At 60.5% G+C, this 11,505-nt stretch carries 10 protein-coding genes; 8 read left to right on the top strand and 2 right to left on the bottom strand.

The genetic code is table 11. From position 1 onward, the window contains the following. The first annotated feature begins 58 nt into the window (after positions 1 to 58). Both JOE29_RS03120 and JOE29_RS03115 read left to right on the top strand, forming a co-directional pair. Positions 59 to 529 (top strand): A24 family peptidase, encoded by a 471-nt coding sequence (locus JOE29_RS03120; RefSeq protein ID WP_044312220.1) that lies wholly within the window; start codon positions 59 to 61, stop codon positions 527 to 529. Between the two features lie 167 nt (positions 530 to 696). Continuing rightward, positions 697 to 1,491 carry a response regulator transcription factor gene (locus tag JOE29_RS03115; protein WP_161632647.1) on the top strand — a complete coding sequence of 265 codons (795 nt, stop codon included), beginning with the start codon at positions 697 to 699 and terminating at the stop codon, positions 1,489 to 1,491. A gap of 7 nt (positions 1,492 to 1,498) precedes the next feature. On the opposite strand, the gene JOE29_RS03110 is transcribed toward JOE29_RS03115, so the two are convergent. Continuing rightward, positions 1,499 to 3,154, bottom strand: coding sequence for a PleD family two-component system response regulator (locus JOE29_RS03110; RefSeq protein ID WP_210078784.1), 1,656 nt, complete (start codon positions 3,152 to 3,154; stop codon positions 1,499 to 1,501). Positions 3,155 to 3,418: 264 nt separating this feature from the next. Between JOE29_RS03110 and JOE29_RS03105 the strand changes: the two genes are divergently transcribed. The 6 genes from JOE29_RS03105 (at position 3,419) to JOE29_RS03080 (ending at position 9,973) form a co-directional block, all read left to right on the top strand. Then, a complete protein-coding gene (locus JOE29_RS03105) occupies positions 3,419 to 4,498 on the top strand; it encodes a DUF2333 family protein (RefSeq protein ID WP_103362556.1) in 1,080 nt (359 codons plus the stop codon). Further along, positions 4,498 to 5,043, top strand: a complete 546-nt coding sequence (locus tag JOE29_RS03100; RefSeq protein WP_096116599.1) for an NUDIX hydrolase — start codon at positions 4,498 to 4,500, stop codon at positions 5,041 to 5,043. Before JOE29_RS03105 ends, JOE29_RS03100 begins: the two co-directional genes overlap by 1 nt. A gap of 188 nt (positions 5,044 to 5,231) precedes the next feature. After that, positions 5,232 to 5,603 (top strand): translation initiation factor Sui1, encoded by a 372-nt coding sequence (locus JOE29_RS03095; RefSeq protein ID WP_003313912.1) that lies wholly within the window; start codon positions 5,232 to 5,234, stop codon positions 5,601 to 5,603. 88 nt (positions 5,604 to 5,691) lie between these two features. Further along, positions 5,692 to 7,605, top strand: a complete 1,914-nt coding sequence (speA, locus tag JOE29_RS03090) for an arginine decarboxylase (protein ID WP_003340965.1) — start codon at positions 5,692 to 5,694, stop codon at positions 7,603 to 7,605. A 257-nt stretch (positions 7,606 to 7,862) separates the two neighbouring features. Then, positions 7,863 to 8,987, top strand: a complete 1,125-nt coding sequence (locus tag JOE29_RS03085) for a contractile injection system protein, VgrG/Pvc8 family (protein ID WP_210078783.1) — start codon at positions 7,863 to 7,865, stop codon at positions 8,985 to 8,987. Between the two features lie 80 nt (positions 8,988 to 9,067). Beyond that, positions 9,068 to 9,973 carry an alpha/beta hydrolase gene (locus JOE29_RS03080; RefSeq protein WP_017278135.1) on the top strand — a complete coding sequence of 302 codons (906 nt, stop codon included), beginning with the start codon at positions 9,068 to 9,070 and terminating at the stop codon, positions 9,971 to 9,973. Here the strand turns inward: JOE29_RS03080 and JOE29_RS03075 are convergent. Next, positions 9,967 to 11,307 carry an MATE family efflux transporter gene (locus tag JOE29_RS03075; RefSeq protein WP_003340974.1) on the bottom strand — a complete coding sequence of 447 codons (1,341 nt, stop codon included), beginning with the start codon at positions 11,305 to 11,307 and terminating at the stop codon, positions 9,967 to 9,969. The two genes, JOE29_RS03080 and JOE29_RS03075, sit on opposite strands and share 7 nt — an antisense overlap. Between the last annotated feature and the right edge of the window lie 198 nt (positions 11,308 to 11,505).

Raw genomic sequence — 11,505 nt, 5'->3', positions numbered from 1 at the left:
CATGTAGTGCATCAACACAGCATAGATTCTTTCCCGATAACAGGATGTCTTCGGCGTGATGAAATTATTTTTCCTGGTGATATGGTTTGCAATTTGCGCCGAACAGGATGCGCGTTGCAAGCAGATTTCCAACGGGCTGACACTCGGCGCCGCAGCGCTGGCTATTATCTACCTGGCGTTGACCGGTATGACCTGGCTAGGCTCGCCTGCGCGGGAGGCCTTGCTGGCCGTGACCTTGGCATTGGCGCTGACATTGCCCGGCTATGCACTCGGCAAGTTGGGTGCCGCAGACGTCAAACTGGTGACGGCGTTGGCGCTGGCCTCGAACAGTGCCTATCTACTGGGTACGTTTATTGGCGCCGGGGTTGCCATGGCGACCTGGCTTATCGTCGCAAAGCGTGCCTGGCCCCCGACACAGCAATGGGTTACGCAACGCTATCGGTATATGAACCCCACGGCGCCAGATAAATATCCTTTTTCACCTTTCTTGTTCGCAGGCTTACTCCTGAGCACGGCACTGCTCCACTAGTCGACTAACGCTGCGGGAAAATTTTATTGCTATGTACATAGTCAGAAAGTACGACTACGGTTAAGTCATCGCGATGGCGTACTGTCATCAATACCCGCACTGATCGAATAACGCCGAGTCATGTTTTGCTGAATGGATCGGGGCGCCGTCAACGGCCCCCTAACAGCATGGAGTTGCCTGTGGATAACGACCCGCTCACGAAAGTTCTGGTGGTCGATGACCAGCCCCTTATCGTTGAAGAACTCTGCGAGTTTCTGGAAAGCAGCGGCTATGAGTGTGTGCGTTGCCACTCAAGCCTTGAGGCCATCGAGCGTTTCAGCGCCGACAGCACCATCGGCATCGTACTCTGTGATCTGGAAATGCCCGGCATGAACGGCATCGAGATGGTCGAAGCGATGAAGATGACTGGCGGTAAGACGCACCTGTTCGAGGCCATCATGCTGACCGGCCAGGCCGAGAAGAAAGACGTCATCAAGGCGCTTCGGGCCGGCATAGCCGATTACTACCAGAAGCCGGTTGATCTGGAAGAATTGCTCGAAGGTGTGCAGTTGCAAGTACAAGCCCTGCACGAGCGGCAGAAAAACCGTCAGCAACTGGGCCTGCTCAACGAGAAGCTCCAGTTCCTGGCCGCCTCCATCGACGACCTTTACAAGAATCTGGACAGCGTCCAGAACAACCCCCAACCCGCGCGCAAAGCGCGTGACCGCCAGGAACGTGACGGGCAGATGCCGGTGGCACTGGCCAAGTTGTCACCTCGCCAACTGGACGTGGCTCGCCTGGTCAGTACCGGGCTGACCAATTACCAGATCGCCTGCGAACTGGGCATAACTGAAAACACTGTAAAACTCTATGTGTCGCAAGTACTGCGCCTGACGCACATGCACAACCGCACACAACTGGCGCTGGCATTTTCACCGGGCAAATCGGCGGAGCGGCACAGACAGATCGAAAGCCAGGACTGAGCAGGAATCAGGCTTCGATTTCGGTCCGCACGACGTGATAAGGCACGTCGACCAGCACCGAGTGCACGCGATTGCGGCCCGCATGCTTGGCGCAATACAACGCAGTATCCGCCTGCGAGGCAAGGCTCAGGCTGTCGTCATGGGCACCGAGGGCAACCACGCCGGCGCTGAAGGTGCAGAACAGATCGGCGGGCTGCGCCGGATAATGGATCTCTGCAAAACGATGGCGAATGTCATCCAGTACCCCGTGGGCGCTCTGGATATCAGTGTCCGGCATGACAATAGCGAATTCTTCACCACCGTAACGACCGATGAAGTCGGTTTTGCGCAGGCGTTGTTTGAGAAACAGCGCAAGGCTCTTGATCACACGGTCCCCCATCGGGTGCCCGTGGCTGTCGTTGACTCTCTTGAAGTGGTCGATATCGAGCATGGCAAAGCACAGCGGCTTGCCTTCACGTCGCGAACGAAAGCTGCAATCTTCCAGCAGTTGCAAAATATGCGTGTGATTGTAAAGCCCGGTCAGGCTGTCACGGACCATGCGCGCCTTGAGGTTTCGCGCCCTGGCAGCGCGGTTGCGCACGGTGGTGATCAGGTGACGGGGTTTGATCGGCTTGGTCAGGAAGTCGTCGCCGCCTTCGCTCATGGCATCGAGCTGCTTGTCCTGATCGTCTTCGGCCGACAGATAAATGATCGGCACGCTGACGTAACGGTCGTTATGGCGGATGACCTTGGCCAACTCAGTGCCGGTACAGCCCGGCATGTACATATCGAGGATGATCAGGTCAGGCTGAAACTCGGCCAGTTCGGACATCGCCTGAATCGGATCAAGCAACACCCGCGTCACGATTCCGGCAGCGTTCAGAACACGCTCGGTGTGCAGCGCCTGCGCGCGCGAGTCGTCGATGATCAGCACTTTATAAGGCTCGTATTGAGCCACGCAGGTCAGGACTTCAATTTTTTCCAGCAGACTCGACGCTTCCAGCGCGCCGGTCAGAAACTCTTCACCACCGGCCCTGACCGCGGCCAGACGGGTGGGCGTATCGGTTTCATTGACACTGAAAAACAGCAGCGGAAGCTTCTGCTCCAGCCCTTCCTGAGCCTGGGAGGCCAGTTCAAGCCCCTTGCCGGGTCCGCTGAAATCGACGTCCATGACAATCGCTGCCGGGTGCCGCTGTGCCATTGCCCGCTGAAACTCGGCGACATTGTGCAGCGACAGCGCTGCCAGACCGAAGAACTCCAGCTGCTTGGCCAGGCGCTCGGCCCGCTCGTGATCCTGAAGCACTATATAGACGGGCTTGCGCAACGGTGGCAGCGCCGTTTGCTCGAAACGATCGCCATGGCGCAGCCCGGTTCGGGAAAGGCGCTGCATCAGGCGATTGAGATCGGTGATGACACGACTGTTGAGACGACAGCGATTGGCTTCCACCACATCCAGGGCCTGACTGATCTCCTGTGCCAGAGCGCTGTGTTCAGCCTGCTCGAAGCGCTCGGCAAAGCGCGAAAGACGCTGCGTGGACTCCTTGAGCTCGGCCATATCGCCGACCGACCATTCGGCCTTCTGCAGACGTTGCCACGTCTCTAGAATCTGGCGCGCCTGGTGAATGACCCGCTGGGCAAAGTGGTGCTTCAGGCGATCTCGGCTAGGGTCTTCAGGGTAGGTCATATTCAGACTACTGTGGTTTTGCTGAGCGATACGGCTGATGGCGCTATGCTAGCACCTCCGTTACAACAGAACAGCGTCGTAAGTCACTTATTTGACAACATTTTGATGGCGCATAGCCAGTATGCAAAATCAATCGATGCATAGACTGCGCCTATGATCGTTACAGTTCAAATCTCAAGATAATGTCTGTAAGCCGCACCTTGAGGTAAGGTTGCGGTCGAACGCCTCGTGAAGCATTCAACTCAAGATCGAAAGGACCCTACCATGCTGGATTGGAAGAACCGCGCAGGCAGCGCGGGTGCGCGCACCGCAGACACTTCATCGACCAAACGCCGCGGTTACCTGGGTAACCTGTTCTACAGTCGCGCGCTGGGCGCCCTGATCTTGATCTACCTGCTGGTCGCACTGGCAGTCGGCTGGTACTGGAGCAAGGAGCCTGCGCTGTTCCCGGTGCAACAGAATGCGCAAGCCGCCGCCGAGCGCGAAGGCAAACAGATGGTCATCGGCTACACGACGGTTGAAACACTCAAGACCGTAGCAGGCACGTTGCTTAGCAAGCCCGGTGGCTACCTGTCCAACGATCGCATGCCACCAGGCCTGTGGCTGGACAACATCCCGAGCTGGGAATACGGCGTGCTGGTTCAGGTGCGTGACCTGAGTCGTGCGCTGCGCAAAGACTTCGCCCGCTCCCAGTCGCAATCGGCTGAAGACGGCGATCTGGCGCGTGCCGAGCCGTTGTTCAACTTCAACAATCGCAGCTGGCTCCTGCCGTCGAGCGAGTCGCAGTACGCCGAGGGGATCAAGTCCCTGAGCCGCTACCAGGCACGCCTGTCCGATCCCAACCAGAAGAGCGCGCTGTTCTATGCCCGCGCCGACAACCTGAACAACTGGCTGGGCGATGTCGGCACCCGCCTGGGTTCGCTGTCGCAACGCCTGTCGGCCAGCGTTGGCCGGGTCAAACTCAACAGCACGCTGAAAACCGAAGCCGCTGTGTCGGTCAAGCCCGGTGAAGTGCCGCAGGTCGATGAGGAAATCGTCGAAACGCCATGGCTGGAAATCGACAACGTGTTCTACGAAGCACGCGGTCAGGCCTGGGCGCTGTCGCACCTGCTGCGCGCCATCGAGGTTGATTTTGCCGATGTACTGGCGAAGAAGAACGCGACGGTCAGCGTGCGCCAGATCATTCGTGAGCTGGAAGCCTCGCAAGAGCCGATGTGGAGCCCGATGATTCTCAACGGCAGCCCGTTCGGCGTGTTCGCCAACCACTCGCTGGTCATGGCCAACTACATCTCGCGTGCCAACGCCGCAGTCATTGACCTGCGCCAACTGCTGAATCAGGGCTGATGTCCATACCTGCCAACGAGGCCGCGCACCGCGCCGCCTCGGATGCCGAGCAGATCGCCTGGGTCGACGAACAGGATCGACTGCTCGGTTCGCTGGTCCGCGCCGACTTGCGTGAACGCGGGCTGATAGGACGCGGCACTTATATTCTGCTGTTCAACAGCCAGGGTGAACTGTGTGTGCACCGACGCACGTTGAGCAAAGCGATTTATCCCGGCTACTGGGACGTAGCCGCAGGCGGCATGGTCCAGGCGGATGAAAGCTATGCGGCCTCTGCCGCGCGAGAACTGGAAGAAGAGCTAGGGGTCAGTGGCGTGCCGCTGCAGGCCCACGAACAGTTTTTCTTCGATCAGCCGGGCAACCGGCTCTGGTGTGCAGTGTTTTCAGCCGTGTGGGACGGGCCGTTGAAACTGCAACCTGAAGAGGTCCTGGAGGCGCGCTTCATGCCCATCGCCGAAGTGCTGCAAGAGGCTGAGCACAATCCCTGGTGCCCTGACTCCCTGGCAGCGCTGAAACGCTACCTCAAACAGATAGAGAACGAGCAGTAAGCGAGTGTTCAGAAATTGGCGCATCCAGCCCCTTAGCAACCGGCCGGTTTGCCGTTACACTGCGCGACCTTTTCAAACTGGACCGGCCCTGCCGTTTCAGTAGCGCTGCCCCTGCCAGAGTGGGGCTTCGCGGTCGATGGCTCGTACGAGCCCGACCCATCTTCAGTCCTCAACAAGAGGATGTTTGCGTGGCTAAAAAAGCCGCTTCTCTCGCCGCCCTGGGTGGCCTGGTATTTTCAACCGACGCTGGGCGCCACTGCCCCGATTGTCGTCAACCCGTTGCCGAGTGCACCTGCAAACAAACGGCCATCCCCGAAGGGGACGGCATTGCCCGTGTACGTCGTGAAAGCAAGGGCCGGGGCGGCAAGACCGTCACCACCATCAGCGGCGTCCCGCTGGCCGAAGAACCGCTCAAAGAGCTGGCCAAGGCCCTCAAGCAGCGCTGCGGCACCGGCGGATCGCTCAAGGAAGGCGTGATCGAGATTCAGGGTGATCACGTAGAACTGCTGTTGGCAGAGCTGATCAAAAAAGGCTTCAAGGCTAAAAAGTCCGGCGGCTGAACCCGCGAATCAAATCGTCATTTCCACTCATTACAATGCGCCCAGCTGGCTACTGGCTGGCGCTACGACTTCTTTATAGGGGACTTCGATGTCCGTACGACGCACACGCAAAGACGATGGCAGCCAATGGACCGTTGCGGACAGCCGCAGCGTTTATGGCATTCGCCATTGGGGCGCGGGTTATTTTGCAATCAACGAAGCGGGACGCGTTGAAGTCCGTCCCAACGGGCCGGACAGCTCGCCCATCGATCTTTACGAACAGGTCGACAACCTGCGCAAGAGCGGCCTGTCGCTGCCGCTGCTGGTGCGCTTCCCCGACATCCTGCAGGACCGCGTGCGCCAGCTGACCGGCGCGTTCGACAGCAACATCGCGCGCCTGGAATACCAGAGCCAATACACCGCGCTGTACCCGATCAAGGTCAACCAGCAGGAAGCGGTGGTGGAAAACATCATCGCCACGCAGAACGTCTCCATCGGCCTGGAAGCGGGCTCCAAGCCTGAACTGATGGCCGTGCTGGCACTGGCGCCCAAAGGCGGCACCATCGTCTGCAACGGTTACAAGGACCGTGAGTTCATCCGTCTGGCGCTGATGGGCCAGAAGCTGGGCCATAACGTGTTCATCGTCATCGAGAAAGAGTCCGAAGTCGAACTGGTGATCGAAGAAGCCGCCGAGCTGAAAGTCGCCCCTCAGGTCGGCCTGCGCGTGCGCCTGTCTTCCCTGGCGTCGAGCAAATGGGCGGATACCGGTGGCGAGAAATCCAAGTTCGGCCTGTCGGCTGCGCAATTGCTGTCGGTGGTCGAGCGTTTCCGCAAGGCCGGCCTGGATCAGGGCATCCGCCTGCTGCACTTCCACATGGGCTCGCAGATCGCCAACCTGGCCGACTATCAGCACGGTTTCAAGGAAGCGATCCGTTACTACGGCGAACTGCGCAAGCTTGGCCTGCCGGTGGACTACATCGATGTGGGGGGTGGTCTGGGTGTCGATTACGATGGCACGCACTCGCGCAACGCCAGCTCGATCAACTATGACATGGACGACTACGCAGGCGTGGTGGTCGGCATGCTCAAGGAATTCTGCGACGCGCAAAGCCTGCCGCACCCGCATATCTTCTCGGAGAGCGGCCGCTCGCTGACCGCCCACCACGCCATGCTGGTGGTGCAGGTGACCGACGTCGAAAAACACAACGACGAAGTCCCGGAAATCGCCGACAAGGCCAGCCTGCCGGAAACCGTGCAATGGCTGGTCGACCTGCTCGGCCCGACCGACATCGAGATGGTCACCGAAACCTACTGGCGCGCCACGCACTACATGAGCGACATCGCGGCCCAGTACGCCGATGGCAAGATCAGCCTGTCGGAAAAGGCACTGGGCGAGCAATGCTACTTCGCCGTCTGCCGCCGCCTGTACAACTCGCTGAAAGCCCGTCAACGCTCCCATCGTCAGGTGCTGGACGAGCTCAACGACAAGCTGGCCGACAAGTACATCTGCAACTTCTCGGTGTTCCAGAGCCTGCCAGACACCTGGGCCATTGGCCAGGTACTGCCGATTCTGCCCCTGCACCGCCTGAATGAAGAGCCGGTGCGCCGTGCCGTGCTTCAGGACCTGACCTGCGATTCGGACGGCAAGATCAAGCAGTACGTCGATGAGCAGAGCATCGAGACCAGCATGCCGGTGCATTCGCTGAACGAAGGCGAAGACTATCTGCTGGGGATCTTCCTGGTGGGTGCCTACCAGGAAATTCTCGGCGACATGCACAACCTGTTCGGTGATACCGACTCGGTGAACATCTACCAGAACCCGGACGGCAGCGTTTACCACGCCGGCATCGAAACCCACGACACCATCGAAGACATGCTGCGCTACGTTCACCTGTCGCCGGAAGAACTGATGACCCATTACCGGGACAAGGTCGCCAGCGCCAAGATCACCCCACGCGAGCGCACCTACTTCCTTGATGCCTTGCGCCTGGGGCTGACCCGCTCGTCGTACCTGTCGTCCTGATCCTCGCGCGGAGCCAGATCTAACTGCTTGTCATGCCAATGCTCCGCATTGGCATGCAGTTCGTGACGCGGAGCGTGAGGGACGAGAGGTGCCCGTAACCACCGCCGCCCATGCCCCGCGCTTATACAACCCACCCATTCGACGTAATCCCCCACCAACATCTGCTGTAGGCAACGTCCTGTTCTACCTGCAGACCTCTACCCTGCCCGGCTTCTGCGCGAGAATCTGCGGTCGCATTCCCGGTAGAGAAGCCCTCCATGCCCGACCCCGACAGCGCGCCGTTCTTTTATCTGGAGATTGCCCGCCTGCAACGCCGTTTCACCGTCGTATCATTCAGCGCAACCGAAGCGATCAGCCAGCCGTATGCCATCGAGCTGGAAATCCTCGGCGACGGCTTCGATCTGGACCTGACCAGCCTGATGTACAAGCCTGCCTGGCTGAGCTGCGGTGGCGAGCAGGGTTTTCCGGGGCAGAGTTTTCAAGGACAAGGCTTTCACGGTCAGATCCACGGCGCGACCCGCAAGCACTACCACCCCGGCCCGGCCTGTTACACGCTGCTGATGGGGGCTCGACTGGCCTGCCTCGGACTGCGTCAGCACTCACGTATCTTTCAGCACATGACTGCCACGCAGATCATCGCCCAGGTGCTGGAAGAACATGGTTTGAAGAACGCCTTCCGCTTTGACCTGCAGACAGAATGCATAGAGCGCGAAAGCTGCGTGCAGTATCAGGAATCCGACCTGCAACTGGTCCAACGGCTGTGTGCAGCAGAAGGCATTCACTACCATTTCGTCCACTCGCGTCGCCGCCACCTGCTGGTATTTGGCGCCAGCCCTTGGGAGACCGGGTTAACAGCACCTGCCCTGGCACCGCGCCCTGCCATCGCGCCACTGCAGCGTGGCTGGATCATCGGCAGCGACGGCGAACCGGCAAGGACCGATGCGTCAGGTCGGGTGCACGTGCGCCTCGAATGGGACTGGCAACGTCCGGAGGGCCCCGACGCGGGCTGTTGGCTGCATCTGGCTGCGGGGCTGGATGTTGAGTGTCGGGGTGGCATGGCAGTGATAGTGAGCTTTTGCGCAGACGATAAACGCCCGCCGCAGATCACCGGCTGCCTGTCAGCGCTGGCAGACGATGGCGGCCACAGATGTGATCAGGCACCTGCCGATAACGTCGAGATGCACCTCGACTGGCAGCTGATCACCGGGCCAGACCGGCAACTGCAACTGGCGGACGGGACCCGCGTAGAACTGGCTGAAGGCAGCACACTGACCGTCGATGCCGGGGCAAGCACGGTACAGATCGATGACAGCGGTCTTACGCTGAGCAGCCCGCGCATCAGCTTCGCCAGCCCACCGAGTGATCCGCACGCCACTGAATGACGTAGCAGCAACTGTGCGGCACTGGGACGAAGCGTGACGGTCTCAGGCATATCCGACTTACCTTCCAGAGCCCCTCCGCTATGATCCGAGTGATTTTCCTGACACTGATGACCGGTGCCGTACTGGCAGCCTTGTCCGGCTGCTCGCCTTTGAAGCTGCTCAATACGTTGAACCCCAGCGGCCCTGTCGATCATGTCTACAATCTGGCTTACGGGCCAGATCCACGTAATACGCTGGATGTCTACACGCCCAAGGCAAAACCGGCCAAGGCACCGGTCGTGGTGTTTTTCTATGGTGGCAGCTGGAACAGCGGCTCGAAGGCCAATTACGCATTCGTCGGCGAAGCGCTGGCCGCACGAGGCATGGTGGTGGTTATCGCCGACTACAGGCTGTATCCACAGGTACGTTACCCAAGCTTTCTGGAAGACTCGGCCAAGGCGCTGGCCTGGGCGCACAAGCATGCGAACACCTACGGTGGCGATCCGAGCCGCCTGTACGTGATGGGCCACAGCGCGGGTGCCTACAACGCCGCAATGCTCGCGCTCGACCCGCGCTGGCTGGCTCGCGAAGGGTTGTCGCCCTCCATCCTCAGCGGCTGGATCGGGTTGGCCGGGCCTTACGACTTCCTGCCCATCGAGAACCCGGACGTGAAGCCGGTGTTCTTCTTCCCCAATTCACCGCCCGACTCGCAACCCATCAATCACGTCACGTCCAGCGCACCACCGGCATTGCTGATGGCCTCGAACACCGACTCACTGGTCAACCCCAAGCGCAACACGGGCGGCCTGGCCAGGTCGTTGCGGGAAGCCGGCGTGCCGGTGCGCGACCTGTACTTCTCGCGCACCAACCACGGCACGCTGGTCGGCGCATTCGCCAAATTGCTAAGCGGTCTGGCACCAGTGGTCGACGAGGTGGACATGTTCGTCAAGCACACGCCGCAAACGGCGTCTGAAAAGAACGCAGCAACCGGGTCGAAAGCTCAGTGAACGAACCAGCCGTCACTGCGTGTCAGCCGCCAGGCAATGGTCCCCAGACTAAGGCCGCGCAGCAGGGTAAAGGCCAGGAACGTCAGCCATAGGGCGTGGTTGCCGTGGCTGGAAGCCAGATAAGCCAGCGGCGCGATGCACGCTGCGCTGAAGAGCATCGCGTTGCGCATTTCCCGCGCACGCGTGGCACCGATGAACAGGCCGTCCAGCAAATAGCTCCAGACGGCCAGCAACGGCATCAGCGCCAGATACGGCAGATACGTCATCGCAGTGGCGCGCACCTCCGGGATATCGGTCTGCAGGCTGACGAAGCCATGCCCAGCCACCAGAAAGAACAGCGCGAACACTACGCTGGAAATCAGTGACCAGCCCCCAGCGACCACCAGGGAGCGGCGCAACGTATCCCGGTCCCGCGCGCCGATGGCATGGCCGCACAGCGCTTCGACCGCATGCGCCAGCCCATCCAGGGCATGGGCAGTCAACAGCAGGCCATTGAGCAGCAAGGCATTAGCGGCGACCGTCGCATCCCCCAGGCGAGCGCCCTGCACGGTGATCAGGAACATCACCGATTGCAGCGCCAGCGTGCGCAGAAAGATGTCCCGGTTGACTGCCAGCAAGGGCCGCCAGTTGCTCCACAGCCGCAAGGCCGACCAGACGATCCGCCCAGGCCAGGCGCGCAAGGTGTTGCGCGCCAGCAGCAGACCGAGCACCACGCCCGTCCACTCCGCGAGTACCGAAGCACGTGCCGAGCCGACCACGCCCCAGTCCAGCCCCATGACGAACCACAGATTGAGCACGATGTTGACGGCATTGGTCACCAGCAAAATCGCCAGTGGCGCCCGAGCGTTCTGCGCGCCAAGAAACCAGCCGACCAGCGCATAACTGGCCAGCGCCGCAGGCAGGCCGAACAGTCGGGTATGGAAGAAATCCAGGGTCATTTGCTGCAGATCGGCAGACGGCTGCATCATCGTCAGCGCCAGATGGCTGAACGGCAACGCGATCACACCCAGCAGCAACGCCAACCCGACAGCCAGCAGCAGCCCCTGCAACAGAATCCGGCGCAAGGCAGCGCTGTCACTGCGCCCTGCCGCCTGTGCGGCAAACCCGGTGGTGCCCATGCGCAGAAAGCCCATGGCCCAGGCGAGGAAGGTATACAGCGTGGCGCCCACCGCCACGGCGCCCAGTTGATGGGCGTGGGGCAAATGACCGATCACCGCGCTGTCGACCAGCGCCACCAACGGCACGGAAATATTCGACAGAATCATCGGCGTCGCCAGCGCCCAGACGCGACGATGGGTTGAGCGATGACGCCAGTCAGTGAGCAACGTAGACATGAGAACCCCCGGCAAGGCGGGCATTGTAGCCAGATCAAACGCAGGGTGTCCCAGCGTTTCGATACGTCCGGAAACGGTACTCATGCCTCGAAAGCGGCGGCGTTATCGTTGCGCACGCTCCAGTGGGAATGCATTTCGTGACGCTCTGCGTCACCCGCTGCATGCCAACGCGCAATGGCACGGATAGTCAGTCCGTTC

The organism is Pseudomonas sp. PvP009, assembly GCF_017832995.1.
GTDB classification, from domain to species: Bacteria; Pseudomonadota; Gammaproteobacteria; order Pseudomonadales; family Pseudomonadaceae; genus Aquipseudomonas; species Aquipseudomonas syringae.
This window is presented reverse-complemented; position numbering and strand designations above follow the sequence as displayed.